Annotated in this window: 24 protein-coding genes; 11 read left to right on the top strand and 13 right to left on the bottom strand. The window is 64.3% G+C overall.

The genetic code is table 11. The features are described 5' to 3' along the window. Genes rhmD through QCE83_RS30365 form a run of 3 tightly spaced genes read right to left on the bottom strand, consistent with a single transcriptional unit; the run spans window position 1 to window position 3349 of the window. The gene (gene rhmD / locus QCE83_RS30375; protein ID WP_309819875.1) at window positions 1-1179 is read right to left on the bottom strand and encodes an L-rhamnonate dehydratase; all 1179 of its coding nucleotides are present in this window, start codon (window positions 1177-1179) and stop codon (window positions 1-3) included. Between the two features lie 36 nt (window positions 1180-1215). Further along, window positions 1216-2541: an MFS transporter gene (locus tag QCE83_RS30370; RefSeq protein WP_309819873.1), complete on the bottom strand. Its 1326-nt coding sequence runs from the start codon at window positions 2539-2541 to the stop codon at window positions 1216-1218. Between the two features lie 46 nt (window positions 2542-2587). Continuing rightward, window positions 2588-3349: an SDR family NAD(P)-dependent oxidoreductase gene (locus QCE83_RS30365; protein WP_309819871.1), complete on the bottom strand. Its 762-nt coding sequence runs from the start codon at window positions 3347-3349 to the stop codon at window positions 2588-2590. A 552-nt stretch (window positions 3350-3901) separates the two neighbouring features. On the opposite strand from QCE83_RS30365, the gene QCE83_RS30360 reads away from it, so the two are divergent. The 3 genes from QCE83_RS30360 (at window position 3902) to QCE83_RS30350 (ending at window position 5538) form a co-directional block, all read left to right on the top strand. Beyond that, complete coding sequence (locus QCE83_RS30360; RefSeq protein WP_309819870.1) at window positions 3902-4171, top strand: hypothetical protein; 270 nt, start codon at window positions 3902-3904, stop codon at window positions 4169-4171. Between the two features lie 79 nt (window positions 4172-4250). Next, window positions 4251-4454, top strand: a complete 204-nt coding sequence (locus tag QCE83_RS30355; protein WP_309819868.1) for a cold-shock protein — start codon at window positions 4251-4253, stop codon at window positions 4452-4454. Window positions 4455-4683: 229 nt separating this feature from the next. Next, a complete protein-coding gene (locus tag QCE83_RS30350) occupies window positions 4684-5538 on the top strand; it encodes a helix-turn-helix domain-containing protein (RefSeq protein ID WP_309819866.1) in 855 nt (284 codons plus the stop codon). Between the two features lie 37 nt (window positions 5539-5575). Here QCE83_RS30350 and QCE83_RS30345 read toward each other — a convergent pair whose 3' ends face one another. From QCE83_RS30345 to QCE83_RS30330, 4 genes are all read right to left on the bottom strand, one after another. Further along, window positions 5576-7411: an ATP-binding protein gene (locus tag QCE83_RS30345; protein ID WP_309819864.1), complete on the bottom strand. Its 1836-nt coding sequence runs from the start codon at window positions 7409-7411 to the stop codon at window positions 5576-5578. A 12-nt stretch (window positions 7412-7423) separates the two neighbouring features. Then, the gene (locus QCE83_RS30340; protein ID WP_309819861.1) at window positions 7424-9058 is read right to left on the bottom strand and encodes an ATP-binding domain-containing protein; all 1635 of its coding nucleotides are present in this window, start codon (window positions 9056-9058) and stop codon (window positions 7424-7426) included. A 96-nt stretch (window positions 9059-9154) separates the two neighbouring features. Next, window positions 9155-9826: a glutathione S-transferase gene (locus tag QCE83_RS30335; RefSeq protein WP_309819859.1), complete on the bottom strand. Its 672-nt coding sequence runs from the start codon at window positions 9824-9826 to the stop codon at window positions 9155-9157. A 784-nt stretch (window positions 9827-10610) separates the two neighbouring features. Then, window positions 10611-11291 carry a methyltransferase domain-containing protein gene (locus tag QCE83_RS30330; protein WP_309819857.1) on the bottom strand — a complete coding sequence of 227 codons (681 nt, stop codon included), beginning with the start codon at window positions 11289-11291 and terminating at the stop codon, window positions 10611-10613. Between the two features lie 296 nt (window positions 11292-11587). On the opposite strand from QCE83_RS30330, the gene QCE83_RS30325 reads away from it, so the two are divergent. After that, on the top strand, window positions 11588-11758 hold the full coding sequence (locus QCE83_RS30325) for a hypothetical protein (protein WP_309819855.1): 171 nt from the start codon (window positions 11588-11590) through the stop codon (window positions 11756-11758). A 53-nt stretch (window positions 11759-11811) separates the two neighbouring features. Here the strand turns inward: QCE83_RS30325 and QCE83_RS30320 are convergent, their stop codons facing one another. The 3 genes from QCE83_RS30320 to QCE83_RS30310 all read right to left on the bottom strand — a co-directional run bounded on the left by QCE83_RS30320 (window position 11812) and on the right by QCE83_RS30310 (window position 14302). Next, entirely contained in the window at window positions 11812-12282 is a 471-nt protein-coding gene (locus tag QCE83_RS30320) for a response regulator (protein WP_404986150.1), read from the bottom strand. A 297-nt stretch (window positions 12283-12579) separates the two neighbouring features. Then, on the bottom strand, window positions 12580-13329 hold the full coding sequence (locus QCE83_RS30315) for an AraC family transcriptional regulator (RefSeq protein WP_309821180.1): 750 nt from the start codon (window positions 13327-13329) through the stop codon (window positions 12580-12582). A 229-nt stretch (window positions 13330-13558) separates the two neighbouring features. Then, a complete protein-coding gene (locus QCE83_RS30310; protein ID WP_309819853.1) occupies window positions 13559-14302 on the bottom strand; it encodes a response regulator transcription factor in 744 nt (247 codons plus the stop codon). A 520-nt stretch (window positions 14303-14822) separates the two neighbouring features. Here QCE83_RS30310 and QCE83_RS30305 point away from each other — a divergent pair. From QCE83_RS30305 to QCE83_RS30295, 3 genes are all read left to right on the top strand, one after another. Then, the gene (locus QCE83_RS30305; protein WP_309819851.1) at window positions 14823-16115 is read left to right on the top strand and encodes an MFS transporter; all 1293 of its coding nucleotides are present in this window, start codon (window positions 14823-14825) and stop codon (window positions 16113-16115) included. A 129-nt stretch (window positions 16116-16244) separates the two neighbouring features. After that, entirely contained in the window at window positions 16245-17699 is a 1455-nt protein-coding gene (locus tag QCE83_RS30300; protein ID WP_404985895.1) for an MFS transporter, read from the top strand. 129 nt (window positions 17700-17828) lie between these two features. After that, window positions 17829-17996 (top strand): hypothetical protein, encoded by a 168-nt coding sequence (locus tag QCE83_RS30295; protein ID WP_309819848.1) that lies wholly within the window; start codon window positions 17829-17831, stop codon window positions 17994-17996. Between the two features lie 76 nt (window positions 17997-18072). Here the strand turns inward: QCE83_RS30295 and QCE83_RS30290 are convergent, their stop codons facing one another. Continuing rightward, window positions 18073-18345 carry a hypothetical protein gene (locus QCE83_RS30290; RefSeq protein WP_309819845.1) on the bottom strand — a complete coding sequence of 91 codons (273 nt, stop codon included), beginning with the start codon at window positions 18343-18345 and terminating at the stop codon, window positions 18073-18075. A gap of 125 nt (window positions 18346-18470) precedes the next feature. Beyond that, window positions 18471-19316: a helix-turn-helix transcriptional regulator gene (locus QCE83_RS30285; RefSeq protein ID WP_309819843.1), complete on the bottom strand. Its 846-nt coding sequence runs from the start codon at window positions 19314-19316 to the stop codon at window positions 18471-18473. A gap of 273 nt (window positions 19317-19589) precedes the next feature. Between QCE83_RS30285 and motA the strand changes: the two genes are divergently transcribed. Both motA and motB read left to right on the top strand, forming a co-directional pair. Next, window positions 19590-20462, top strand: a complete 873-nt coding sequence (motA, locus tag QCE83_RS30280; RefSeq protein ID WP_309819841.1) for a flagellar motor stator protein MotA — start codon at window positions 19590-19592, stop codon at window positions 20460-20462. A 33-nt stretch (window positions 20463-20495) separates the two neighbouring features. Beyond that, a complete protein-coding gene (motB, locus tag QCE83_RS30275; RefSeq protein WP_309819839.1) occupies window positions 20496-21476 on the top strand; it encodes a flagellar motor protein MotB in 981 nt (326 codons plus the stop codon). An 80-nt stretch (window positions 21477-21556) separates the two neighbouring features. Here the strand turns inward: motB and QCE83_RS30270 are convergent, their stop codons facing one another. Further along, window positions 21557-22888 carry an Nramp family divalent metal transporter gene (locus QCE83_RS30270; RefSeq protein WP_309821179.1) on the bottom strand — a complete coding sequence of 444 codons (1332 nt, stop codon included), beginning with the start codon at window positions 22886-22888 and terminating at the stop codon, window positions 21557-21559. A 287-nt stretch (window positions 22889-23175) separates the two neighbouring features. Between QCE83_RS30270 and QCE83_RS30265 the strand changes: the two genes are divergently transcribed. Together QCE83_RS30265 and QCE83_RS30260 are read left to right on the top strand one after the other, a co-directional pair. Then, on the top strand, window positions 23176-23445 hold the full coding sequence (locus QCE83_RS30265; RefSeq protein ID WP_309819837.1) for a DUF4148 domain-containing protein: 270 nt from the start codon (window positions 23176-23178) through the stop codon (window positions 23443-23445). Window positions 23446-23779: 334 nt separating this feature from the next. Then, window positions 23780-26965 carry an efflux RND transporter permease subunit gene (locus tag QCE83_RS30260; RefSeq protein WP_309819835.1) on the top strand — a complete coding sequence of 1062 codons (3186 nt, stop codon included), beginning with the start codon at window positions 23780-23782 and terminating at the stop codon, window positions 26963-26965. The last annotated feature ends 23 nt before the right edge of the window (window positions 26966-26988 follow it).

Here is a 26988-nt window from a genome sequence, read left to right as displayed (position 1 = left end):
TCAGTGGGTATAAGGCCGTTCGAGCTTGCACTCGGGATTGAGCCGCACGCCGAAGCCCGGCGTCTCGGGCACCTTCATGCGGCCGTTCACCGGCACGGGTTCGTCGAGCAGCAGCGGCGTGAACATCGGCACCACCTGGTCGGCCTTGGGCGCCATCATCAGGAACTCGGCGAACGGCGAGTTGTGGCGCGTGACGACGAAGTGATAGCTGTACACCGACGAACCATGCGGCACGACCAGCACGTTGTGCGCATCCGCGAGCGCCGAAATCTTGATGAGCTCCGTGATGCCGCCGCACCAGCCCACATCCGGCTGCACCAGGTCCGCGCAACCCATCTCGAACAGCATGCGGAAGCCCCAGCGAGTCGCCTCGTGCTCGCCGGTCGACACCATCATGCCGCCCGGCACGCTACGGCGCAGTTCGGCATAGCCCCAGTAGTCGTCCGGCGGCAGCGCTTCCTCGATCCACTTGAGGCCGTATTCCCGCGCTGCATGCGCCAGCCGCTTCGCATAGTTCACATCGAGGCTCATCCAGCAGTCGAACATCAGCCAGAAGTCGTCGCCCACTTTCGAGCGCATGTCGGCCAGCTTGGCGATATTCTTCGCGAGCCCTTCCTCGCCCTCCGCCGGACCATGCTGCAAGGGCATCTTGCCGCCGATGAAGCCCATTTGCTTCGCCAGATCGGGCCGCGCGCCGGTGGCGTAGAACTGAAGTTCGTCGCGCACCGGGCCGCCGAGCAGCTGGAACACCGGCTCCTTGCGCACCTTGGCGAGCAGGTCCCACAGCGCGAGATCGACGCCCGAAATCGCGTTCAGCACGATGCCCTTGCGTCCGTAGTAGAGCGTCGCGTTGAACATCTGATCCCACATCTTCTCGATGTCGGTCACGCGCTGTCCTTCCAGAAAACGCGCCAGATGCTTCTCGACGATGAACGCGCCGATCTCGCCGCCCGTCGTCACCGCGAAGCCGACGGTGCCGTCGCTCGCCTCGATCTCCACCACCAGCGAGCCGAGCACGTTCAGGCCAAACGACTGGCGGCTCTTGCGGTACTCGGGATAACGCGCCATCGGCGTGGCAATGTGATCGTCGATCCAGTGATCGGCGCCCTGATCGTGATAGTCGGCGCCGCCGCCGCGAACCGTGAAGGCGCGCACCTGGCGAATCGTAGGCATGGACATGGTCTGCTCCGTGTTGGGCTGGGTGTTTCGGGAGGTTCAGGATGCGCGGGCGTTGCTGGCGCGCGCATCGGCAAGCGGAATGTCGCGGGGCGGGCGCACCATCACGACGATGATCAGCGCCGCCAGCACGCTCGCGCCGCCGAGCACCATGAGGCCGGCGCCGGTCGAATGCAGGGCGGCGTCGGCGGCGGTGCGGGCCATCGGCGCGAAGAAGCCGCCGAGTCCGCCGAGCGAATTGATCAGCGCGATGCCGGCGGCGGCGGCCGCGCCGGTCAGATAACGCGTCGGAAAAGTCCAGAAGAGCGGCTGCGCGGCGATGAAGCCGCTCGCGGCGCAGCACAGCGCAAGCAGCGAGATGGCCGGATGCCCCGCCAGTCCCGACACGGCGATCGCGACGCCCGACATCAGCAGCAACGCGACGGCGCACAGGCGATGCCGCCCGGTGCGGTCGGCGTAGCGCGGCACGATCCACGTGACGACCACGGCGGCAAGCCACGGCAGCGCCGTCACCAGTCCGACGCGCAATCCCACCTTCGTGCCGAGCAGCGCCGCCACTTGCTGCGGCAGATAGAACACGACGCCATACACGGCCGCCTGAATCAGGAAGTAGACGCAGCACAGCACCAGCACGCGGGCATCGACGAGCGAGGCCAGCACGCTGCGCGGGCCGTGCGAGGACGCGAAGCGGGCATCGTCGGCGAGTCGCGCGACCAGCGTGGCGCGTTGCTCCGGCGTGAGCCAGCGGGCGCGGGCGGGGTCGTCGTCGAGATACCAGAAGGCCCACACGCCGACGATCGACGCAAGCAGCCCTTCGACGAGAAACAGCCATTGCCAGCCGTTCAGCCCGGCCGCGCCGTGCAGGTCGAGCAACAGGCCGGACAACGGCGCGCCGAAGATGAACGCGAGCGGCGCGCCGAAATAAAACACGCCGAGCGCACGCGCCCGCGCCGACTGGGGAAACCAGCGCGTCAGGTAATAGACGATGCCCGGAAAGAAGCCCGCCTCCGCCACGCCGAGCAGGAAGCGCAGCGTATAGAAGGTCGTCGCGTTGTGCACGAAGGCCATCGACGCCGAGACGAGACCCCACGTGACCATGATGCGGCACATCCACAGCTTCGCGCCGACGCGATGCAGCAGCAGGTTGCTCGGCACCTCGAAGATCGCGTAGCCGATGAAGAACACGCCCGCGCCGAAGGCAAACGCCGCATTCGACAGCCCGGTGTCCTGCTGCAACGCCTTCTGGGCAAAGCCGATGTTGGCGCGGTCGAGAAACGCCAGCACGTACATCAGCAGCAGGAACGGCAGCAGCCGGCGCATCACGCGCGACGTGACGGCGCCTTCCGCGCGTGCGGAGTCATCCATGTCTCTCTCCAGAAGCGCCGCGCGGGGAGCGCGGCGGCCATCCGCTTCAGTAGGTGGCGCGTCCGCCCGACAGGTCGAACACCGCACCCGTGCTGAACGCGCAGTCTTCCGATGCCAGCCACAGGATCAGCGAGGCGGCCTCGTGCGGCAGCAGGAAGCGGTTCATCGGGATTTTGGAGAGCATGTAGTCGATGTGCTGCTGCGACATCGAATCAAAGATTTCGGTCTTGGCGGCCGCTGGCGTGACCGCGTTGACGAGGATGTTCTTGCCGGCGAGTTCCTTGCCGAGCGACTTGGTCAGCCCGATCAGTCCCGCCTTCGACGCGCTGTAGTGCGACGCGTTCGGATTGCCTTCCTTGCCGGCAATCGACGCAATGTTGACGATGCGTCCATAGCCGCTTTTCAGCATGTGCGGCACGACCGCGCGGCAGGTCAGATACGGGCCGATCAGATTGACATCGATCACGCGGCGCCATACGTCCGGCGCGAGTTCCCAGGTGCTGCCGTTGCCGCCGGTGATGCCCGCATTGTTGACCAGCACGTCGATCCGGCCGTGCGCGGCGAGCGTTTTCTTGACGGCGGCATCGACGGAGGCTTCGTCGGTGAGTTCGACGACCGCGTCGCTCACGCGGCGTCCGGGGTGTTGCGCCGTGAGGTCGGCGCTGGTGCGTTGGAGGCGTTCGCCGTCCGCATCCCAGAGGGCGACGTCGGCGCCCGAGTCCAGCGCCCGTTCCGCAACCGCGAGGCCGATGCCCCGCGCGCCGCCCGTGATGATCACCGTGCGTTCAGCCAGATCGATACGGTTCATGCGTTGTCTCCTTTCGTTGTCTCGTTGGACTTATAGGCGGTTCATGCCGTGGAGAGCACTATAGTCCGGCTCCAATAGCGGAACAATTCGAAAGGGCGATCGTTCGATAGCAAAAGTGAATCGAACAGTGTGGCATTGAAATTCTTGGGAATTCAGCCCGCGTGGCGGTGTTTTTCGCGTGGCCGTGAACGCCTTGCGACCTGCATGAAGCGATTTTCCGCGAGGGAGGCGCTGTCCCTGAAAGTTCTGTCCGCGAAACGCGCGAATGCAAAAAGCGCGGCGACGCCCACGGGGCTGATCAACATGACGGCAAGCAACACGATTTCGACTCCAGTCTGACCTGGTTGAAGTTTAAATCGTCTTGTGACCTCAATTGTCGTGAAATTGGACAATACTCCGTTCAATCTGCGCGAATGCTGCGGCTAAAAGGTCCCGGCGGTCAGCTTCTGAATCTGTGCGCCAGAGCCTCAGGCACGCGCGTTGCTCAAGCCAGCGGCCGTCGCTTGAATCGCGCATGCCGCGCGCACGACGATCACTCATCTACAAGAAAGCATGTTCACACCGAAAGCCTGTACCGCCACCTGCGTTCTCGACGGGATGCCCGTCACGCTCACCTACTACCCCGACACCACCCTGCTGCGCATCACCGACGCCAACGGCCGCTGCGTGCGCGAAACGCGCTGGCCTGCGCCGTGGCGCACGCTGCTCGCGACGCTGCGTGAATTCAGCGGTGGTAAAGGCGACCACGAACTGTCGTCCCTGCTCGACGAGATTCCGGCTCCGCACGCGCCCGCTCGTTCGCGCGTGGCGGCGCTGGCCTGATGCCGGCACTGCTGCAAAACCGTATCGATCAACCCATGCGGGGCTCGTCCCTCGCTCAACGCTGCAAGAAGAGGAAGCAATGGCAACTGGTACTGTGAAGTGGTTCAACGACGCAAAGGGCTTTGGCTTCATCAAGCCGGACGACGGCACGCCCGACGTGTTCGCGCATTTCTCGGAAATCCGTGCGGACGGTTTCAAGTCGCTGCAAGAAAACCAGCGCGTGATGTTCGAAGTGCGTCAGGGACCGAAGGGCCTGCAGGCCGCCGAGATTCAGCCGCAGTAACGCACGATCAGCGCCAGCGCGGCGCCGGGAGCATGCTGCCGGCGCCAGACTGCGCGCTTTGTCGGAAGAATTCTTTTCTTCAATTCAATCAATGCAGTACGAGGCCTCTGCCGGCACCTTTTGAGTGCGTCGGGCCGCGCCCTTTACAATGTCCGTTCGACTGCGCCTGGCCGATCGCCGCGCCAGATTTTTCCCCTCCCGCAGTCCCACTTTTCACTCCGCTGGCGGTATGGTCACTGAAACGTCTTCTTCGGAATCACTCGCCGTCGCTGAACGCGTGCGCGAGCTCATGGGCCGTCATGGCATCGGCAAGCGGCAACAGACCGCTGAGTTGTGCCGCATTCTCGATCTGAGTTTTTCGCAAGGTCACCGCAAGCTGCGCGGCAACAGTCCGTGGACGCTCGCACAAATCCGCCGGGTCGCCGACGCTTTCGACGAACCGGCCCTCAAGCTGTTCGATTCGATCAACACTCGCCCCGACGAAACCGAAGGCACCGCGCACGACGCCGTCTTCAAGCTCGGTTCGGTGGAAATTCCTTGCATGGCGTGGGTCGGCAATGCGCTCGACCCGGGCAGCCGGCCGGATTTCATCGCGCAGAAACTCAATGGCCGCTGGATCGTCAGCAAGCACGAAGGCGTGTTGCTGCACGAAGCGAGCGATGTCCACAAGATCGAGATCCAGCCGCGCCGCCCGGACACGGACAAGCCGGTGATCGCCGTGGTCGATGACGACCACGCCTCCGCCGACAACCTGCACGACTATCTCGAAGCCACCGGCTTCACGGCGATGGCCTTCTATGGTCTCGACGCCTTCCTCGAAGCCTTGCAGACGCAGGTTTTCGACGCCGTGGTGATCGACTGGCTGTTCGGCGTGCATACCTCGGCGGGCGCGATTCGCGCGGTGCGTGAATCGGACAATCCGGATGCGCCGATCTTCGTGCTCACCGGCGAACTGACCACGGGCAAGGCGAGCGAATCGGAGATCAGCCAGCTGATCCGCGACTACAACGCCACGTGTTTCGAAAAGCCTGCCCGGCTCGGCATTCTGGTGGCCGATCTCTCCAAACGCCTGATGCGCAGCTAGGCTGCGCTGCCGGCCTTGCGCGCCATCAGTCAGCCAGTCAGCTAACGCGCCGCCGCGCCATCACCGCGCGGTGGACGGCGCCTTTCAACACTTCGTAGCGCACCGGCTTCAGCAAATAGTCGAAGAACAGGATGGCCGCGCTCGGATCCACCAGCTCGGGCGCGTACGCGCTCACCGCGATGATCGGCACGCTGGCGCCGGGTGCGATGCGCGCGCGGTATTCGTTGGCGAACGAGTAACCGTCCTTGCCGGGCATGTGCAGGTCGGCCAGGATCACGTCGGCGTCGTTGGCCCGCAGCCAGGCGAGCGCGCTGTCCACCTCCGGCATGGCGACCGCGGAATATCCCAGATGCGTGAGCATTTCGCTCAGCGATTCCCGGATCGACTCGTGGTCGTCGATGACCAGCACGCGCGACTTGCGCTGCGCCGGCGTCGCCGCGTCGAGCTCGGCGCGCGCGGGCAGATGATCCACCGACACGACCGGCAGGCTCACGCGGAACGCCGCGCCCTGACCCACTTCGCTCGACACCGTGATCTTGCCGCCGAGCAGCTCCACCAGTCCGCGCACGATGGCGAGGCCCATGCCGGCGCCGTCGAAACGCCGCGTGCTCGATGAGTCGAGCTGCGTGAATTCCTGGAAGATCAGCGGCAGTTGTTCGCGCGGAATGCCCGGACCCGTGTCGATGACGGAAATGTCGAGGCGCTTCTCGGTGCGCTTGAAATGCACTTCGACCGAGCCGGTATCGGTGTACTTGATGGCATTGGTGACGAGATTCGTGACGATCTGCCGCACGCGATGCGCGTCGGATTCGAGCGGGCCGCGCTCGCCCGCGAAATCGCCGCGCAGCGCCAGCCCCTTGGCGGTTGCGGAGGATGCGTTGGCATCGACGATCGATTCGAGCAGCTCGACCGGATCGAACGCCATGGTGCGCAGTTCCAGCTTGCCCGCGCCGAGCCGCGCGTAGTCGGTCAGGTCGCGCATTTGCGCTTCCAGATGACGCGCGCCGGATTCCAGCCGGTGCATGATCTTGCGATCCGCGTCGCCGCGCGCGTTCAGCCCGAGCAGTTCCACCGACGACACGATGGCATGCAGCGGCGTGCGCAGTTCGTGGCTCAGCATGCCGAGGAACGTGTCCTTGGCGACGCCGGCTTCGCGGGCCGCGCGCGTCGCCTGGTGCTCGGCTGCGAGCGCCGTGCGTTGCTGCTCGATCAGGCGCGTGCGCCGGTAACCGTTGAACAGCAACAGCATGGTGGCCGCCGCCGACAAAATGCCGAGCAGAATGCCGCCAAGAATCAGATAGCGGCGCTTGGCGTCGAAATCGCGCACGATGTTTTCGCGCTCGGCGACGTCCATCAGGCGCCGCCCGCTCGCCAGCTCCGCCACGACCGGCGCATTCTGGCGCAGCACGCCGACGATGCGCAGGCTATGTTTTCGCTCGGCATCGATTGCATCGACGTCGGCCTGGATGGAGTCGAACGCGGTCTGCAATTGCCGCAGGATTTCGCGCTGCCGGTTGAACAGGGCTTCATGACCGGCCGCTAACCCCGGCGACGACGAGACCTGCAGGAGCCGCGCGCGCAGCAGCCGATAACTCGTGCGCACGGCGTCGGCATCTTCGTCGATGCCATTGCGGTACAGCAGCACGTGATTCTCGAAGCGTTCGTAGGCGATCTGGAACTGTGCGGCGTCCCAATACACGTCGTACGGAGCGACGAGCGTATGGGTTTCGCGCGCGAGCAGCCCCGAATAGAGCATGTAGCCGACCGCGCCGATGGGCGGCGCGATGGCGAGCGCGACCAGCGCCGCGTACCACAGGCGGCGGAACCATGGACGGACGGCCGGGCCGCGCACGGAAGAGGCGGAACTCGTCACGGGCAGCCGGCGCTACAGCGCCTCGATGGCGCGTGCGGCGCGTTCGGAGGCCACGACGATCAGCTTCATGGTCGCGCGCGTGGCGCCGACGAAGATCTTGCGCGCCGCCTGCTCGTCGAGCGGTTCGAAGTCCACCTCGGTGAGGATCACGCACGGCGCGGACTGGCCCTTGAAGCGATAGATGGATTCGAGCAGCACGTCGCCTTCGCGATACTCCGGGTTGCCGAACAGGTCGTAGGTGCCGGTGAACGCACGCAGCCTGTGCGGGCCAAGCTGCTCGACCGCCGTGAGCGCCGAGCCTTCGCGGCCGCGGAACGACAGCACCGCGATGTCCTGCTTGCGGAAACCGAGCGAGAGCGCCTGCGTGATCGCACGCTTCGTGGCCTCGACGATCTCCTCGGTGTGACCGTTCTCGTAGGTGGCGATGCTGACGTCCGAGCCGTCGAACGGACTGCCTGCGTCGAGCCTCACCTCGGGGCCGACGATCTTGCGAATGAAGCCCAGGAGATCGCGCGGACTGCGATAGTTGGTCGATTCGCGCAGGATGGTCCAGCCCGGCAAGGGCACCGGCTCGCGCAGATACAGGTTCTGCATCGGGTCTTCGAGCCACCACCATGCGCCGGCCGGGTTCAGCAGGCGTTCCAGCGCCTCGACCCAGGCCGCCTGGAAGTCCTGGCCTTCGTCGACGATCAGCACGTCGGTCTTCCAGTGCTCCGGCACCGGCACGGCGGCGAAGCGTTCTTCGAGCGTGGCGAAGATATCGGGCTGGCTGAAGTCGGGCGGGCTGCCTGCATCGCGCGCCACGGCCGCGCTCAGTTGATGGTAATTGGCGACCTTCGCCTCTTTCGGCGCGATGGCGCGGATGTGATCGGCAAGCGGCCGGTTGAAGCAGACATAGAGCACGCTCTTGCCCTGCGCGAGCGCCTCGCGCATCACGCGCACCGCGAGCTGCGTCTTGCCCGCGCCGGCGGTCGCAATGACTCGCAAGCGGAACGGTTCGAACTCGAGCCGCCGTGCCCAGGTGGCCAGTCCGCCCGAGAGCCGCGTGACGAGCGTATTGGCCGCGCCGACCAGCGCGTTGGTGTCGGGCGTGAGGGAAAGCTCGTCGGCGAGAAAGTGATGGATACGGGCCGCCGCCTCGAAGCGCGGTTCGTCGGGCGGGAGGATCTCCAGCACGACGCGCGCGAGTTTGTCCTTGCGGCTGGCATCGACGATCCGCGCCGGCGCGACGCCCGCGATGGCGGCGTCCTTGATCGTGTAGTCCGGGCAGTACAGCAGTTCCTCGATCCGGTAGGTGCCCGCGCCGAACGCCGCCGTGAAGCGCCGATGCAGGTTTTCCAGCGTGCGCGCCAGCTGGATGGCGACGTTGCGTTCCTTCTGCAGATAAACCTTCACGAGGCCGGCATTGGTTTCGCGCAGGAAGCCAGCCTTCTGCTCGATCATCAGCACGCGACCGGACGGCGCCACGACGACGAAATCCGCCTCGCCGAATACCGAGAAACCTTCGTTGACGCGCGTCCAGTGCACGCCGTGATACACCGTGTAGTCGTCCGGCAGCTTTTCGAGCCGCGTCAGGGTTTCGAGCTCGCGCGCGGCCGCGCCGGTTGCTTCGAGATTCTTCCAGTCGTCAGGAACGATTCGAGCCATGCTTGCCTTTGGGGTTGCGTCCAGCGATTGACTTTGTGCGGCTCATTGTACGCAAGAGGCCGGGCGTTCCGAACCTGGCCGAATGGCTAGTTTTGGCTAGCTCGCGTAGTCGTAACGCCCGCCGCGTTCCAGCGCGCGTTGATACGCGGGCCGCGCATGAATGCGTTCGAGGAACGCCCGGATGTGCGGCAACTGCTTTGCCCCGGCGCGCTGGCTGCCCGCTTCGAGCGGGAAGCTCATCTGCACATCGGCGGCGCTGAAGCTATCGCCGGCGAACCAGGGCGATTTCGCGAGTTCGGCGTCGATATAGCCGAAGTGCAGCCGCAATTGCGGATCGATGAACCTGCTCTGCATCGTCTGCGCGATGCGCCGCGCAATCGGCCGCACGAAAAACGGCATCTTTGCGCTTTCGAGACGCCGCGCGACCAGCTTGAGCAGCAGCGGCGGCATGGCCGAGCCTTCGGCGTAGTGCATCCAGTAGGTGTAGCGCACGCGCTCGGGCGAGACGCCCGGCGGCGGCGAGAAGCGCCCTTCGCCGTAACGCTCGACCAGATAGTCGATGATCGCGCCCGACTCCGCGAGCGTCAGGTCGCCGTCCGTCACGACCGGCGACTTGCCGAGCGGATGCACGGCGCGCAGTTCAGGCGGCGCGAGCATCGTGCGCGGGTCGCGCTGGTAGCGCTTCAGCTCGTATTCGACGCCCAGTTCTTCCAGCATCCACAGAACGCGTTGCGAACGGGAGTTGTTGAGGTGGTGAACTGTCAGCATGGTTGATTGTGATTTTGGGGCCTAAAGCCTTTACCGGCGGGAGTTTCGCATACATTGCGACAGCTCTCGCCCAAGTCGAAGCGCGCCCGCTCCTGGTGCTTGCACGGCTTGAGTGCGACGAGTTCCAACCGGACGGCAGCGTCGTGCAGAATCGGTGGGAGCTGTTGCAACTGTGATGCCCGGTCAACAAGTACGACAAAGAGTACGAGCAGTCCGACTGGATCGAGCGTGCGGAGCAATGGCTCCGGCACTCGATGGGCCTGGACGCGGAAGCACTCTGCCCGGCGCGGAATCAGAGCGAGCCGCAACAAATGAAAAAGCCACCGAAAGGTGGCCTAGACTGATTTGCGTCCCCGGCGCCGACGCCGGCGCGCGTCGTCCGCACGCGCCATTTGCATGCGGCGCTGAGTCACTACCCGAGCTTTTTGTTCTTCAATTGCGAAAACGCCTTTTGCGCGGAGGCGGAGATCTGTTTCTTCTCGCGCCTTAGCGCTCCGACCTCGGATCTCGTCAGCGTTACGGAACCCAACGAGGTAGCTCGCTTCGTCGGCCGTGAGTGCATTCGGCTCAATGCCGAAGATTTCTCTGATTTCATTGCCGAACCTCCCTTCGAGCAGCCGCATCAAGTTGTGGTCGCGAAAAGCCTGCTGCCCTTGAACATCGTATGGTTGTGTAGCGGGTTTTTTGACGATTTACCGAGGCGACGCGGCACGTATTCGATACCTTGTAAATCAAAAATTGCATCGATCGACTCGGCCTACATGCAGAGCAAAAGCCCGGTCGCTCACCGCACCCGCACCGTAACCCCGGACGCATCCGGATCCACCCGCGCGGCGATCGGCGCCGAATGGCCAGTTGGCCAGGAAATGCCAAACGGCAGATCGTCGTTTCGATAGATCGTCAGGTCGTTGAAGCCCGCTTGCTTCAATTCCTCCAGCACCGACCATTCCGAGAAGCGCCGCATCTCCAGCGTCTCGCCCGGGCCGCCATGGAACACGAGATTGTAGAAATACTGCACGTCGCCGTTCGGCTTCGTATTCTTCAGCATCGGCCCGAGGTATTCGTCTTCGACGATCCGGTAATCGTGGAGATCGGAGAAATGCTCCGTCGTGAGAACGTGCTCCTCGCCCTGGTGGAAGTACGGCACCGTGAACACGAACACGCCGCCTGGCTTGAGGAGCCTGCGCGTATTGTCGAAAGCCCGATGCACCGGCGCGGCGACATGCTCGAAAACATCCGTCGAGACCACGAAGTCGAGCGTGCCTTCCATCGCAGGATCGATCTGCGTGATGTCGAGGCGCGGCTCCTGGTGATAGAAAGTGTTGCGGTACGCAATCCGGTGCGCGATGGGACCGGCGTAGCCATGCCAGCAGCTCATCCCGATGCCGACGATATCCGGCCGCGGCGGATCGATCTGCGCGATCGTCATGCTTTGCCCGAACAGTTCGCGCGTCAGAACCTGCACGATCGACCTCATTCTCACGGTCGAGCCGCACGATGCGCAACTGGGCTCCTCGCGCGTCAGTCTCGCTTTCTCGACGCTGTTGGCCTGCCCGCAAATGTTGCAGATAAACGGTACGTGCTGATCCGCGTCTCGAACCACTTCGTGAGCATGCGACATAGTCTCGGTCTGCCGTGTCGAAGAAAGAGTGGCGCAGATTCTATCAACATCCCGCAGGCACCGGCCCATGGCGCCGGTACGCATCTTGCAGGCAGAATGCCTCTATCTATCGACAACTAGAAACAGAGAAGGAGAAAACGATGACGTTGATCATTTATCTCGTCGGATGGCTCGTGCTGATCGGCGGCGTGTCGTGGGCGCTCGTCGCGATGCATGTCTCGCAGCACACGATCATGATCGTCGCCGTCATCATGCTCGGCATTGCGATCATCACGGGCGCGACGCGGGCACGCAACCGCGACCGGTCCTGAGCGCATAGCCGCACGCGGCGCCGCGCGCCGCGTGTTTCCAGCCCTATGGCGCGCTACATCACGACGCGCGCCCCGGCCGCATCCTGGATCAAGGTGACGAGTTCATCGGGATGCACGGGTTTGGTCATGAAATGCTGGAAACCTTCGCCGATACTGCGCAGGCGATATTCTTCGCCATCGTGTCCCGTCAGCGCGATGGCGACGGACGGCGGCAGGTTGCCGCGTATCTCATGGTCCCGCAAACGTTGGATCAGGTAGAAACCATCCATTTCAGGAAGGTCGAGATCGCAGATCACCGCGTCGGGAAGATGCTCGATCGCCGCCTGCGCGCCATCTTCGGCGTCGGCTACGGCGATGACTTCGGCCCCCTCCTCTTGCAACAACATCTGCAGCGATGCCCTGCTTTCCGGATCGTCCTCGATGAGCACGATCCGCATATGCCCCAGTCTTGCCACTTCGTTCATGATGTTCTTTTCAACTGCCAAAAACGGAATTCTCGCGACGGTCTCCTTGACTCGCCGCATCGGACGCTCCGCAATCAAGCGGTGCGCCTTGTTGACACGAAAACGCGGCGGGAATTCCGAACGCACCGCTATTTGAGCCGCGCGTGCGCCGGTGCGGAACGCCTCGCGGTTTCTGGCCACGTCCGGCGAAACATCCCCGGCTGTGGCGTGCCTGTTTGAGCAAGAAGCGGACCGGTTTTCTCGAAACAAGCCGCAACCGCCCTTCTGGCGGGCCTCAGCGCCGATTCCCCGCAGCCAGATTCGCATCGTAACCGCACGACCATGTAATTCAGGGACCAGCCGTACCCCGATTTCCCGTCAGACTTTTGTGTCCTGCGGCGAATCGGGGCGCATTGTGCCTGATTGCAGCAACGCGCGGTATTCGGACGGCGTGATGCCGACGGTTGCCTTGAACTGGCGCGTGAACGCGCTGTGATCGGTATAGCCGCACAACGCCGCGACGTCCGTGACCTTGTCGTCCTGCGAGACCAGCAGCGCGGTGGCGGCGTCGAGCCGCGTCTTCAGCAGCACTTGCCGCGGCGTCAGGTGAAACACCTTGTGGAAATAGCGCTCCAGTTGCGCAATCGACATGTTGGCCATTTGCGCGAGCTGCCGCATGTTGAGCGGCTGGACGTAGTTCTCCTGGATGTGCCGGACCACGGCGGCAAGCCGGCTGTACGCGGGATGCGTGCCCTCGGCGGCCTGCAGGTCGCGCGATATGCCCGCCAGCCCGACGATCGCGCCTTGACCGTCCAGCAGCGGCTGCTTGCAGGTCATGCACCACCCCGGCTCGCGGCCCGGGTAGAGATGCAGTTCGAGCTGGTCGATGAGCTGATGTCCCTGCGCGATGATCGCCTGGTCCTGCGCGGTGTAGATGCGGCCGAAGCGGCGGGGAAACACTTCTTCGGCGGTCTTGCCGAGCAGCGCCGTCTTGTTGTCCTTGTAGCCGCAACGCCGCGCGAGCGTGCGGTTGACCATCGCATAGCGCGCTTCGCGATCCTTCACGAAGAACACGATGTCCGGCATGGCGTCGAACACCGGCGCGAGCTGGGCGAAATGCCCGAGCATGTCGGCAAGCGTGGATGCCGGAGGGCGCGCGATGAAGGTCCCGCTCGATGGGGCTGCCGTGCTCGTCATGCGTCGTGGTGTCGGGGTGCGGTCAGGGTGAGGTCGAATGCGGCGCGCCGGAAGCGCGGGATTCTGGCGCCCGATTATAAAAGCGCCCCGCCCTGAAAAAAATGCGTGCCGCCCCCATGCTGCATCGCGATACGACCCACGCTCACTGCTGCCCCGGCCGTCAGGCGGCGATCTGCGCGGCGGCGGACTCGACGCGCTCGTCGCCCCGTCCCTTGCCGTCGTCGTAGAGATGAAGCAGCCGATACCCGCTCTTGTAGACTGGCTGCAGCCGGAAGTTGTTGACCGGCTCGATTTCGAGCGCGAGCCGCAGGCGCGACACGTGGCTATCAATGGTCCGCGTGGTTTCGCGGAACTCGCGTCCCCAGACCATCGCGAAGATGTGATCGCGCGACAGCACCCGGCCGATGTTCGAGAAGAACAGCTGCGCCAGCCGGAATTGCGTACCGCTCAGCTGTACCGGCTTGCCGCGCACCGTGACGATCTGCTGGCGGGCGTCGAAACGATACGGGCCGATTTCGAGGCAGGCATTCGACGTGGTCGGATAGGCGCGCCGCAGCAGCGCCTCGATGCGCGCGCCGAGTTCGCCGGGACGGATGGGATAGACGACGTAATCGTCCGCGCCGGCGGTGAGCGCGCACACGACGTTGTGCTCGGCGCCGTCCGGCGTGGCGAACAGCACGGGTACGCGCTCGCCGAAGCTGGAGCGCACGGATTTGAGGAGATCCAGTCCGCACAGGCCGGTGGAATTCCAGTCGAGGATCAGCAGATCGACCGTGGAGCGCGACAGGGCTTTCGACAGCACGAGGCCGTCGCCAAAAGTCACGCAGGTATGGCCGAGTCGCTTGACGACGTCGCTGACGAGATTTCGATAACTCGGATCGGTTTGCAGAACGGCGACGCGCATGGTGTCTTACCTGATGAGTCCAAGGGACATGGAGCGGATGCGCGGGTAAAGGCATCCGCCGGGCGTCTCGTCGAAGGGATGAGACGGGCGCTTCGAACTCGGCATTCTGGGCAAGCACGCGCCGCTTTCCCATCGGACTCGTCTGAATTGTCAATGCATGTGTCCGGGCATAAGGACAATCTCGTGCCGTCTTATGCGCGCAACCGATGCAAAAATAGAACGGCATTTCGTTTTTTCGGCCGCTTACATCCGGTAACATCGCGCGTCTGGCTTTTCAGTCCCCGCTTCCGCCGTTTTACCGAGACGTCGCGTAGCAAGCTGCGCCGCGGCTCTCCGCCGCTTCCCGCAGCGCGGATGGACGGGCGGCGGCTCTCGACTCCGCGCCTGTCCGGTCATCGGCGTCTTCCACACCCGGATCCGCCGCGCGCCCATCCGGCGCACCCGACCCTTCCCGCATCGGGCACAGCCTCGTCCTGCCCGCGCGTCACGCGTGGTCTTTTCACTCACGGGTTTTCTTTCGATGCAGGCAACACCTCTGTCCGACGCCCCGCGCGCGGCCAGCCGCGCCCTCACGCGCGGCGACTACAAGACGCTCACGCTCGCCGCGCTCGGCGGCGCGCTCGAGTTCTACGACTTCATCATTTTCGTGTTCTTCGCACCGGTCATCGGCCAGCTGTTCTTTCCGCCGGCCATTCCTGACTGGCTGCGCCAATTGCAGACTTTCGGCATCTTCGCGGCGGGTTATCTGGCGCGTCCGCTGGGCGGGATCATCATGGCGCACTTCGGCGACCTGCTCGGCCGCAAGCGCATGTTCACGCTTTCCGTGCTGCTCATGTCGGTGCCGACGCTGCTGATGGGCCTGCTGCCCACGTATGCGTCGATCGGCCTGATGGCGCCCGTGCTGCTGCTCCTGTTCCGCGTGATGCAGGGCGCGGCGGTCGGCGGCGAAGTGCCGGGCGCGTGGGTGTTCGTGTCGGAACACGTGCCGGCGCGGCATATCGGCTATGCATGCGGCACGCTGACGGCCGGCCTGACGGCGGGCATCCTGCTCGGCTCGCTGATCGCGACCGGCATCAACAACGCGTTCACGCCCGCCGATGTCGCCGCCTTCGGCTGGCGCCTGCCGTTCCTGCTGGGCGGCCTGTTCGGGCTGTGCTCGGTCTATTTGCGCCGCTGGTTGCACGAGACGCCGGTCTTCGCCGAACTCAAGCTGCGCAAGTCGCTCGCGGCGGAGTTGCCGCTCAAGGCCGTGCTGCGCGACCACGGCCGCGCCGTGATCGTCTCGATGCTGCTCACGTGGATGCTGTCGGCGGCGATCGTCGTCGTGATCCTGATGACGCCGACGCTGCTCCAGAAGCAGTTCCACCTCGCCCCGGCGACTGTCCTGGTGGCAAACTGCGCGGCGACGCTGTTCCTGACGATCGGCTGCGTGCTGGCCGGCGCGATCGCGGGCCGGATCGGCGCGGGCAAGACCATTTTCATCGGCGGCCTGGCGCTGGCGGTGTCGTACTGGATGCTGTTCCGCGAAGTCGCCGTCGATGCCTCCGCGCTCCTGCCGTGGTATTCGGTCGCGGGCTTTTTCGTCGGCGTGATCGGCGCGATTCCGTTCGTGATGGTCAAGTCGTTCCCCGCCGCCGTGCGTTTCTCGGGCATCTCGTTCTCGTACAACGTCGCGTATGCGGTGTTCGGCGGACTGACGCCGATCGTCGTTTCGCTGTTCATGAAGTCGAGCCCGCTCGCGCCCGTGTGGTATGTCGCCACGCTGTGCGTCGTGGGCGCGCTGACGACGCTGTTCATCAAGAACGCCCGTTAAGTTCGGGTTTTACGCGGAAAAATGGCGCACTTGCTGATGCAGTGCGCCATTTTTTCGTCTGCGTGTCCGGTTTTCACGTTTCAAGCCAGCCCGAAACATCGAACGCGCGACGCGCCTACGATGGTCGGCATGAACTCGAACCTTTCCTCCTCCTCTGCGCATCTGTCCGGGCGGCAGAAGCTCGTCGTGACCGCGACCAGCGTCGGCTTTGTCGTGTCCCAGCTGGATGTGTCCATCGTCAATGTCGCGCTGGCGAGCATCGGCCGCGATCTGGGCGCGAGCGTCGCGAGCCTGCAATGGACCGTCGACAGTTATGCGCTCGCGTTTTCCGCGCTGATGCTCTCGGCCGGTTCCCTCGGCGACCGCTTCGGCGCGCGGCGCATGTTCCTCGGCGGATTGCTGCTGTTCGGGCTGGCGTCGCTGGCGTGCGCCTTTTCGGTTGACGCGCCGCAACTGATCGCCGCCCGCGCGGCGCAGGGTGTCGGTGCTGCCGCGATGCTGCCGAACTCGCTCGCCCTGCTCAACGCGGCATGCGGCCACGATCAGCGGTTGCGCGCTCGCGCCGTCGGGCTCTGGACGGCGGCGGGCGCGGTATCGATTGCGTCGGGGCCGATCGTCGGCGGCGTGCTGATCGCGGCCTTCGGCTGGCGCAGCATTTTCTGGGTCAATCTGCCGGTCTGCGCGGCGGGCATCGTGGCGACGTTGCTGTGGGTGCGGGCCGCGCAGCCAAAGAATGCACATGACGCGCGCAGTCTCGACCTGCCGGGGCAGGCGCTCGCTATCGTCGCGCTGGCGGCGCTGGTGGGCGCAGTGATCGAATGGCGGCCGCTCGGGATCGCTCATCCGCTCGTGTGGGGCGGGCTTCTGCTCGCGCTGGCGGCGGGTAGCGGTTTCGTGGCGATCGAACGTCGGAGCGCGTCGCCGATGCTGCCGCTCTCGCTGTTCGCCGAGCGCACCTTCAGCGCGGCGGTGTTGTTCGGTATCGGGGTGAATCTCACCTACTATGGAACGGTGTTCATTCTGAGCTTGTACCTGCAACGCGTGCTCGGCCATACGCCGCTGCAAACGGGCCTGGCGTTCCTGCCGCTGACGGGCGGGTTCCTCATCTCGAACCTGGCGAGCGGACCGGTGGTGGTGCGTTTCGGCTCGCGCGGTCCGATGATCGCGGGTGCGCTGCTCGATGCCGCCGGTTTCATTGCGCTCTGTTTCGTCGATGCGCACACGCCCACGGCCGCCCTGCTCGTGCCGTTCCTGCTGATTCCGACCGGCATGGGGCTCGCGGTGCCCGCGATGACGACCGCCTTGCTCGGCACCGTCGGTCAGCAGCGCGCAGGGACGGCGTCGGCGGTGCTCAACACGGCGCGTCAGGCGGCGGGGGCGATCGGAGTCGCGGCGTTCGGCGCGCTCGCGGGTCACGGGGACGGCGCGGCGGGCGCGGCGCATATCGTCGATGCCGTGCGCTGGTCGGCCGGAATTTCCGTCGCGATCCTGCTGGGGACGGCACTGGTTGCGCGTCAGGTGAGCAATCCGGCGGAGACGGACAGGGACCGTGCGCGCAATGCGCTCTCCAAGAATCTTGAATAAACACGGCAATCGAGACGTGCCTGTCAGCGGGTACGCCTGTTGCAACGATCAAGCGAGACGCCCGGCGCAGTCCTGAACAGAAGTCAGCTGCCTCGGAGCCTGAAGCCATCCAACCTCAAGGAGAAGCTGATGTCGACGCTGCCCCGTTCCCCCGAAGAGCCGTACGAGCCGGATCCCGACGAATTGTTCGATCCCGATGCGGCGCCGAACCCCGACGACCCGGACATGCCCGACGGCCCGGATTCCGCCACGCCGATGGTGCCCGCCGATCCGAAGAACGGCGAACCGCGCCTGTAGCGCCAGGCTGATGAACAATGCCCGCGCGGCTCGATGAACCGCGCGGGCATGTGTGTGTAACCGACTGTTTTAAAGCCTAGAGGCTCGTGGTCTGCACGGCGCCGGTTTCCAGTGCGCGCTCGATGAGCGCTTCCTGCTGGGCCTTGCGAACGGCATCGGCCACGAGCGACGCGGGCGCTTCCACTTCCGCCTTGATCGTGCCGATGATGCCTTCGGCCTGGACGATCACCAGTGACTCCGCCGAATCCGCGCGGCTGATGATGACGCGCGGCGGGCCGCCGCCGTCGGCGATGCTTGCGCAGAACTGCATGCTTTGCCCGCCGATCACTTGCTCGAATGTTTGAATCATCGCTATCTTCCGCGTTGGTTGGACAAAAGCTCACCAGGCTCGAACTGCACGGCCTGCCTTTCTCTCATCGATCCGTCTGCCCCCACTAGGTTCCATTCTGTAAGCCCCTGCGCGCCGGCGCAAGCTCAGCGTCGTGCTTCGGCGAGCCGGCCGAGAACAGCGGCGGTTGCGTCGTCGGCGGGAAACAGGGCTTCGATTGCCAGCTCGGACAAGGTGATGTCGACCGGCGTGCCGAACACCGTGGTCGTGCTGAAGAACGAAAGCATGCCATGCGGCGTGCGCAGACGCAGCGGCACGACCACCGGATCGGGTTCGTGACGCCTGGATTGCGGTGCATGGACGTGCGCGGGCGCGGGATACGCCTCCAGCTCGGCGTGCAGCGCCAGCAGCACCGGATCGCCCGACACCTCCACCTGCCGATGCAGCCGCGCGAGCAGATGCGCGCGCCACTCGTGCCAGTTGTCGATGACGCCGGCGAGGCCGCGCGGGTGCATCGAGAGGCGCAGCGCGTTGACGGGCAGCGCCAGCAAGGCGGCATCGGCGGATGCGATCAGCGGCGGCAGCGCCGCGTTGGCCGCGACGATGTTCCAGTGGCGGTCGATGGCAAGCGCAGGAAACGGCTCGTGGCCTTTCAGCACCAGTTCCACGGCGCGGCGCGCATTGGCCATCTGCGGATCGGCCAGGGCCCGCTCCCGATACAGCGGCGCGTAGCCCGCCGCCATCAGCAGCGTATTGCGCTCGCGCAGCGGCACATCGAGCTGTTCGGCAAGCCGCATCACCATTTCCCGGCTCGGCAGCGCACGCCCCGATTCGACGAAGCTCAGATGCCGCGTGGAGACATCGGCCTCGCCGGCCAGGTCGAGCTGGCTCATGCGTCTTCGCTGACGCCATTCGCGCAGCAGCGCGCCGACGGTGGCGTTCGGGCCGGAACGTGCAGGGTCGTCGAAAGCCTGTGCGAGGGTCGAGTTCATGCGGACGATCTTAGTCGAACCGGATGCGCACGTTCCATTACCTGCCGGGTCATCCAGGCTCGACGGCCTCCCGCCCGGGGCACGGATTGCCCGGAACGTAACATTTACGACGCAAACATTTGCGCAGAAAAACTTGCTCCGAAGACCCTTCATTTCCCGTTCTTACCGGCCGTTAAGAGCCTGAACAAGCGAACAATGCGTCGCGAGCCGTGCGCGTCTTTTCTTTAAGCAAGCACGCACGGCCCGCGGCGCGCGGAAAACTGCGGAGAAATCATGTTTGTCATCATCGGATGGGTGGTGGTCATTGGCTCGGTGATCGGGAGCTTCATCGGCGTCGGCGGCCACCTGGCCGCGCTCGTGCAGCCGTTCGAGCTGCTGTGTATTTTCGGGGCGGCGATCGGCGCATTCGTCGTGTCGAATCCGACCGCGACGCTCAAGAAGACCCTGCAATCCATCCCGAAGGCGTTCAAGGGCGGCGGCTATACGAAGGAGAAGTACGTCGCGCTGATCGCCCTGCTGTACGAACTGCTTCAGAAGGCGCGCAAGGAAGGCATGATGGCCCTCGAAGCCGATGTCGACGCGCCCGAATCCAGCCCGCTGTTCCAGAAGTACGAGCACGTGATGGCCGATCATCATCTGCTCGACTTCATCGTCGACTATCTGCGCATGATGTCGGCGGGCAATGTCAACGCGCTCGAGATGCAGGACCTGATGGACGAGGAACTCGAGACGCATCACACCGAAAGTTCGGTTGCGGCCAACGCGATTCAGAAGATGGCCGATGGCCTGCCCGCGTTCGGTATCGTCGCCGCCGTGATGGGCGTGGTGCACACGATGGGTTCGGTGGGCGCGGCGCCCGCCATTCTCGGCGAGATGATCGCGGGCGCGCTGGTCGGCACGTTCCTCGGCATTCTGCTGGCGTACGGCTTCATCGGCCCGCTCGCCGATCTGCTCAATGCAAAGGGCGCTGCCGAAGCGAAACCGTTCCAGTGCGTGAAGTCGGTGCTGCTTGCTTCGATGAACGGTTACGCGCCGACTATCGCGGTGGAATTCGGCCGCAAGGTGCTGTTCACAGCGGACCGTCCGAGCTTCAAGGAACTGGACGACGCGGTGCGCGCGACCAAGATGCCTAAGTCGGCTTCGTAACTCTATCGCGCACGCAAGAAGGAATTCACTCTCATGGCTGAGAAACCGTCACGCGATCCGTTGCAGTCCGTGCTTGCACCTACCGTGGTCGTGAAGCGCAAGAAGAAGGCGCACGGACATGGGCATCATGGCGGCGCGTGGAAGATCGCCTACGCCGACTTCGTCACCGCGATGATGGCGTTCTTCCTGCTGATGTGGCTGCTTGGGTCGACATCGAAGTACGACAAGGAAGGCATCGAGCAGTATTTCAATACGCCGTTGTCTGCGCTGTTCGGCAACGATGGCGGTGCATCCACGCATACCAGCGTGATTACCGGCGGCGGTCAGGATCTGTCGAGCACGCGTCCTGGCGAAGGCAAGAAGAGCCAGACGCAGCCGGTGCCGCAGACGATCGCGCGGGCGGCTGTCGCCATGGAGGATTTGCAGAAGCTTCAGCAACTGAAGCAGAAGCTGACGGCGCTGATCGAGCAGACCCCGGCATTGCGCGCATTCAAGGATCAGATCCGGATTGCGATCACGAGCGAAGGCTTGCGGATCGAGATCGTGGATTCGCTCAATCGGCCGATGTTCGCTTCCGGCAGTTTCAAGCTTGAAGGTTATGTGACGACGATCTTGACCAACATCGGGGCTTCGCTGAACGACGTGGACAACCGCGTGTCGATCGCGGGACATACGGATGCGGTGCCCTACTCCGGCGGTCAGGCCGGGTATTCGAACTGGGAGCTGTCGAGCGAACGCGCGAATGCGGCGCGGCGCGCGCTGGTGGCCGGCGGGATGAAGGAAAGCAAGGTGCTGCAGGTGCGCGGGCTGGCTGACGTGCTGCCGCTGAACAAGGATGTGGTCGATGAGCCGACTAATCGGCGGATCAGTATTCTCGTTCTTAATAAGGCCGCGGAGCAGGCGTTCTTCAAGGACGGCGGAAGGACGACGGTCGATCAGGGGCAGACGGTTGAGGCCGCGATTCCGGCCGCGGTGGCGGCGAAGTCGAATGGGGCGGTGAATGTGGTGAAGTAGAGCTGCGGCCAACTGGGCCCGCGAATGAAACACGAATTTGGATCGTGTTTCGCTTCGCGGGCTCTTGACCCGACGTGAGTTCACCCCACCCACTCCCCCACCGTCTGCACGACAAGCCAAACATTCGCGGCACTGATCACCACGAACAACCCCCACGCGACCACCTTCATCCAGCACGCGTTGACGAACTCCCCCATGAGCCTTTGATCGCTGGTCATCCGGATAAGCGGATACAACGCAAACGGCAGTTGCAAACTCAACACAACCTGACTCCCCACCAGCAGCTTCCCCACCGCCCCATTCCCGAGCCAATAAACCCCGATCAGCGCAGGAATCAACGCCAGCGCCCGGGTAATGAACCGTCTCTGATAACAAGGAATCTTGAACCTCAAGAACCCTTCCATGATGACCTGCCCCGCAATCGTCCCGGTGAACGTCGAACTCTGCCCGGACGCGAACAGCGTCACCGCGAACAAGACCGCCGCCAACCCTGTCCCCACGATCGGCGCCAGCAGCTTATAAGCGTCCTCGATCTCGGTCACCTGCGTATGCCCGGTCGCATGAAACGCCGACGCCGCCAGGATCAGGATCGCTGCATTGATCATCAACGCGAGAATCAGCGACACGATGGTATCCAGCCGCGACAGCGAAATCGCGGAGCGCAGACTCGATCGGTCCCGCTCGACTACCCGCGTCTGCACGATGGACGAATGCAGATAAAGGTTATGCGGCATCACAGTCGCGCCGAGAATACCGATGGCGAGATAAAGCGGCTCCCGCTGGCTCAATGCATGGATCGAAGGCACGAGCCCGGCCGCCACCGAAGGCCAATGCGGCTTCACGAGCACGAGCTCCACCACATATCCGATCCCGATCGTCGCAATCAGCCCGAGCATGATCGCTTCGAGATCGCGAAAGTTCTTGCCCTTGAGTCCGAGCACGATGAGCGTATCGAACGCCGTCAGCACGACGCCCCAGATCAGCGACACGCCGAAGAGCAAATGAAACGCGAGCGCACCGCCCAGCACTTCGGCCAGATCACACGCAATGATCGACAGCTCGGCCAGCACCCACTGCGCATTCGCCACCGGCTTCGCATAGCGTTCGCGTGACAACTGCGCAAGATCCTTCCCCGTGACGATGCCGAGCCGCATGGCAAGACATTGCAGCACCATCGCCGCGAGACTGGACAGCACGACGACGAACAACAGCCCATAGCCATAACGCGATCCGGCTTCGATATCCGTCGCCCAGTTCCCCGGATCCATGTAGCCGATGGAAATGAGCAAGCCGGGCCCCGCGAATTGCAGCAGCTTCTTCCAGAGTGGCGCGCCGGACGTAACGGCCACGGAGCCTTTGACTTCGGAAGGACAGAACGGCGCGGTGGCCGTAGTCGGCAGATTGAACGGCAATTTATCGATCCCCACTGCGATGCTTGATTGAACCCGGCGCGAACAGCACGTTCGCCCAAGCCGGCGAGTCTATCACCGGCCTTCGACCTTTACAGACCACCTCCCCGCTGCCTTCAACGCACCTTCGACGCCCCTTCACCCACGATTCAGTACGTGTTCCAAACTGACGAAAGCGTCATTTGAACGCCAGCATGTCGTCACCACCCCAAACATAGAATGGGCCCGTGGCCGTGCATGACTTGCACGCATGCGCCGCATTCATCGTCACCACGCTCGAGGAGTCCCCCATGAAACTGATTACCCGCTTCGCGATCGTCGCACTCGCCGCCACTCCACTCGCCGCGCTGGCCCAAACCGATGGACTGACGCGCGCCCAGGTCAAGCAGGACCTGCAACGCGTCGAGCAGGCAGGCTACAACCCGTCCGAACGCGATGCCTTCTACCCCGATAACATCCAGGCCGCCGAAGCCAAGGTGCAGTCGTCGAGCGCCTACGGTGCATCGACCGATGGTTCCTCCGCAGCCGGACAACCCGCCATGCAGCAACCCGCCCAGTAACCAGCAAGCCCACGCTTCATCCCGTCGAGACCCCGCGCGGTTCCCTCCCTCCGCGAGCGTTCCCGCGCCGTCTCGCCGCTCGTCCGCTGCCGGAGATGACCGGCGCACACGCCGTCGTATTCCCGATTCGCAAGCGATGAACGCGCCCTTTCAAACGCTTGCTTTCAAATCGCCTAATCTGACATACGCGCCATATTCACGCCACATTGTCGTTGGCGCGCGGCCACTACCATAGCGTCACGGCAAATCTTCGCCCGCCTAGTCCGTCATTGCGTCCCGCGCGCCGCATGCAAGCTCGCCGCCGCGCCCTTTCCAAGCTCTTCCGAACGACTCAATGTGGATAGTCAACGTTGCGCTGAAGCGGCCCTACACGTTCATCGTGATGGCCATCATGATCCTGCTGGCGACGCCCTTCGTCCTCTTGACGACGCCAGTAGACGTACTCCCTGAGATCGACATACCCGTCGTCAGCATCATCTGGAACTACACCGGCCTTTCCGCGCAGGACATGGCCAACCGCATCACGTCAGTCAACGAACGCAGTCTGACGACCACCGTGAACAACATCGAGCACATCGAATCGCAGTCGCTGCAAGGCATCGCGATCATCAAGCTCTTCCTGCAACCCATGGCGAACATCCAGACCGCGATTGCACAGACCGTCGCGGTCGAACAGGCGCAGTTGAAGCAGATGCCGCCCGGCGCCACGCCGCCGCTCGTCATCAGCTATTCGGCGTCGAGCATCCCGGTGATCCAGCTCGGTCTCTCCAGTCCGAAGCAATCGGAACAGGACCTGAACGACACCGCGCTCAACTTCCTGCGTCCGCAACTCGTGACGATTCCCGGCGCCGCCGTGCCTTATCCGTACGGCGGCAAGAGCCGCGTGATCTCCGTCGATCTCGACACGCGCGCGCTGCTCGCCAAGGGCCTTACGCCCACCGACGTCGTGCAGGCCGTGAACGCCCAGAACCTGATCCTGCCGACCGGCACCGCAAAGATCGGCCCGAAGGAATACACGATCAACATGAACGGCTCGCCCGCCACCGTCGCGGGCCTGAACGACATTCCCGTGCGCACCATCAACGGCGCGACCACCTATCTGCGCGAAGTCGCGCACGTGCGGGCCGGCGCCACCCCGCCGACCCCCCCCCTCCGCCAGGACGGCCATCGCGGCGTGTTGATCTCGGTGCTGAAGAACGGCAACTCGTCGACGCTGTCCATCGTCAACACGCTGAAGGACCTGTTGCCGCAAGCACGCGCCTCGCTGCCGCCCGATCTCAAGATCAGCGCGCTGTTCGACCAGTCGGTCTTCGTCAAGGCGGCCGTGCAGGGCGTGGTGCGTGAAGCGCTGATCGCCGCCGCGCTCACGGCCGCGATGATCCTGCTGTTCCTCGGCAACTGGCGCAGCACCTGCATCATCGCAATCTCGATTCCGCTGTCCATCCTCTCCTCGCTGATCGTGCTGCACGCGCTCGGGCAGACCATCAACATCATGACGCTCGGCGGCCTTGCGCTGGCGGTCGGCATCCTGGTGGACGACGCCACGGTGACCATCGAGAACATCGAGCGCCATCTGCACATGGGCACCGACCTGCACGAAGCCATTCTCGAAGGCGCCGGCGAGATCGCCGTGCCCGCGCTCGTCTCGACACTCTGCATCTGCATCGTGTTCGTGCCGATGTTCTTCCTGACCGGCGTCGCGAAGTTCCTGTTCGTGCCGCTGGCGGAAGCGGTCGTGTTCGCGATGATCGCGTCGTACATTCTCTCGCGCACACTCGTCCCGACGCTCGCCATGCTGCTGATGGGCCACGCCCACGCGCCGGATGCACACGCCCGGCCGAATGTCTTCATACGCCTGCATCGGCGTTTCGACCGCGGCTTCGAGCGCATGCGCGCCGCGTACATCGTGATTCTTTCGACGCTGCTGGTGCGCCGGCGCCTGTTCGGCTCGCTGTTCCTCGGCTTTTGCGTGCTCTCCACGGGCCTCGTGTTCATCCTGGGCGAAGATTTCTTCCCGAGCGTCGATGCCGGCGACATCCGCATGCACATGCGCGCGCCGACCGGCACACGCATCGAGGAAACCGCGCGTCTCGCCGATCAGGTCGAAAACGTCGTGCGTCAAGTGGTGCCGCAGCATGAACTCTCGACGATCCTCGACAACCTCGGCCTGCCCTACAGCGGCATCAACCTGTCCTACAGCAATGCGGGCACCATCGGCACGCTGGATGGCGAGATCCAGGTCGCGCTCACGGCCGATCACGCGCCCACGCAGACCTACATCGACGAACTGCGCGCGCGGCTGCCGCGCCTGTTCCCGGGCGTCGAATTCTTCTTCCAGCCCGCCGACATCGTCACGCAGATCCTGAACTTCGGCCTGCCCGCCGCCATCGACGTGCAGATCCAGGGGCAAAACGGCCAGGCGAATTTCGAAGCCGCGAGCAAGCTGATGAAGCAGATCCGCATGATTCCCGGCAACGTCGATACGCATATCCAGCAGAAGCTGGACGAGCCCGTCATCGATCTGCAAATGGACCGCACGCGTCTGCAACAGCTCAATCTCAATGCGAACAACGTCGCGCAGAACGTGCTCGTGTCGCTGTCGGGCAGTTCGCAGACCGCGCCGGGTTTCTGGTTCAATCCGCGCAACGGCGTCGAGTACAACCTCGCGGTGCAGACGCCGCAGTATCAGGTCTCGTCGATCGACGAACTGCTGCGCACGCCCGTCTCGGCCTCGCTCAACGGCCCCACGCAGCTGCTCGGCAATCTCGTGCGCATCGCGCCGCAAAGCCAGTTCGCGGTGGTCACGCACTACAACATCCGGCCCGTCATCGACCTGTTCGTGAGCGTCGAGGGCCGCGATCTCGGCGGCGTTGCGCGCCAGGTGAATCATCTCGTCGACGAAGCCCGCAAGACGCTTCCGCGCGGCAGCCAGATCGTCGTGCGCGGTCAGGTCGAGACGATGCGCACGTCGTTCTTCGGGCTGGGCATCGGCGTCGCGATGGCCATCGTGCTCGTGTATCTGCTGATCGTCGTGAACTTCCAGTCGTGGATCGACCCGCTCATCATCGTGAGCGCGCTGCCCGCCGCGCTCGCGGGCATCGTCTGGATGCTCTTCCTCACCGGCACGCATCTCTCCGTACCTGCGCTCACCGGCGCGATCATGACGATGGGCGTCGCCACCGCAAACAGCATCCTGATGGTTTCCTTCGCGCGGCAACGGCTGAACGCCGGCATGCCGCCGCTGACCGCCGCGCTCGAAGCAGGCGCAAGCCGTATTCGCCCGGTGCTGATGACCGCCTTCGCGATGATCATCGGCATGATCCCGATGGCGCTCGGCCTCGGCGAAGGCGCCGAGCAGAACGCGCCGCTCGGCCGCGCGGTGATCGGCGGGCTGCTGTTCGCGACCGTTTCCACGCTCTTCTTCGTGCCGCTCATTTTCGCGGGCATCCATGCAAGGCTCGCGCGCCGCGCCGCGCGCAAGACGCCTTCGCAGCGCGACGCCGCGAACGGACAACATTGATATAGCTATAGACCCGATCACGA

The organism is Caballeronia sp. LZ034LL (genome assembly GCF_031451215.1).
GTDB lineage: Bacteria > Pseudomonadota > Gammaproteobacteria > Burkholderiales > Burkholderiaceae > Caballeronia.
The sequence above is the reverse complement of the archived record's forward strand: the minus strand, read 5'-3'. Positions and strand labels throughout refer to the sequence as shown.

What these genes read in the sequence shown, in the direction of transcription:
- rhmD (WP_309819875.1), bottom strand. Translation starts at nt 1,179, where the DNA reads ATGTCCATGCCTACGATTCGCCAGGTGCGCGCCTTCACGGTTCGCGGC.
- QCE83_RS30370 (WP_309819873.1), bottom strand. Translation starts at nt 2,541, where the DNA reads ATGGATGACTCCGCACGCGCGGAAGGCGCCGTCACGTCGCGCGTGATG.
- QCE83_RS30365 (WP_309819871.1), bottom strand. Translation starts at nt 3,349, where the DNA reads ATGAACCGTATCGATCTGGCTGAACGCACGGTGATCATCACGGGCGGC.
- QCE83_RS30360 (WP_309819870.1), top strand. Translation starts at nt 3,902, where the DNA reads ATGTTCACACCGAAAGCCTGTACCGCCACCTGCGTTCTCGACGGGATG.
- QCE83_RS30355 (WP_309819868.1), top strand. Translation starts at nt 4,251, where the DNA reads ATGGCAACTGGTACTGTGAAGTGGTTCAACGACGCAAAGGGCTTTGGC.
- QCE83_RS30350 (WP_309819866.1), top strand. Translation starts at nt 4,684, where the DNA reads ATGGTCACTGAAACGTCTTCTTCGGAATCACTCGCCGTCGCTGAACGC.
- QCE83_RS30340 (WP_309819861.1), bottom strand. Translation starts at nt 9,058, where the DNA reads ATGGCTCGAATCGTTCCTGACGACTGGAAGAATCTCGAAGCAACCGGC.
- QCE83_RS30335 (WP_309819859.1), bottom strand. Translation starts at nt 9,826, where the DNA reads ATGCTGACAGTTCACCACCTCAACAACTCCCGTTCGCAACGCGTTCTG.
- QCE83_RS30325 (WP_309819855.1), top strand. Translation starts at nt 11,588, where the DNA reads ATGACGTTGATCATTTATCTCGTCGGATGGCTCGTGCTGATCGGCGGC.
- QCE83_RS30320 (WP_404986150.1), bottom strand. Translation starts at nt 12,282, where the DNA reads ATGCGGCGAGTCAAGGAGACCGTCGCGAGAATTCCGTTTTTGGCAGTT.
- QCE83_RS30315 (WP_309821180.1), bottom strand. Translation starts at nt 13,329, where the DNA reads ATGCTCGGGCATTTCGCCCAGCTCGCGCCGGTGTTCGACGCCATGCCG.
- QCE83_RS30310 (WP_309819853.1), bottom strand. Translation starts at nt 14,302, where the DNA reads ATGCGCGTCGCCGTTCTGCAAACCGATCCGAGTTATCGAAATCTCGTC.
- QCE83_RS30305 (WP_309819851.1), top strand. Translation starts at nt 14,823, where the DNA reads ATGCAGGCAACACCTCTGTCCGACGCCCCGCGCGCGGCCAGCCGCGCC.
- QCE83_RS30300 (WP_404985895.1), top strand. Translation starts at nt 16,245, where the DNA reads ATGAACTCGAACCTTTCCTCCTCCTCTGCGCATCTGTCCGGGCGGCAG.
- QCE83_RS30295 (WP_309819848.1), top strand. Translation starts at nt 17,829, where the DNA reads ATGTCGACGCTGCCCCGTTCCCCCGAAGAGCCGTACGAGCCGGATCCC.
- QCE83_RS30290 (WP_309819845.1), bottom strand. Translation starts at nt 18,345, where the DNA reads ATGATTCAAACATTCGAGCAAGTGATCGGCGGGCAAAGCATGCAGTTC.
- QCE83_RS30285 (WP_309819843.1), bottom strand. Translation starts at nt 19,316, where the DNA reads ATGAACTCGACCCTCGCACAGGCTTTCGACGACCCTGCACGTTCCGGC.
- motA (WP_309819841.1), top strand. Translation starts at nt 19,590, where the DNA reads ATGTTTGTCATCATCGGATGGGTGGTGGTCATTGGCTCGGTGATCGGG.
- motB (WP_309819839.1), top strand. Translation starts at nt 20,496, where the DNA reads ATGGCTGAGAAACCGTCACGCGATCCGTTGCAGTCCGTGCTTGCACCT.
- QCE83_RS30265 (WP_309819837.1), top strand. Translation starts at nt 23,176, where the DNA reads ATGAAACTGATTACCCGCTTCGCGATCGTCGCACTCGCCGCCACTCCA.
- QCE83_RS30260 (WP_309819835.1), top strand. Translation starts at nt 23,780, where the DNA reads ATGTGGATAGTCAACGTTGCGCTGAAGCGGCCCTACACGTTCATCGTG.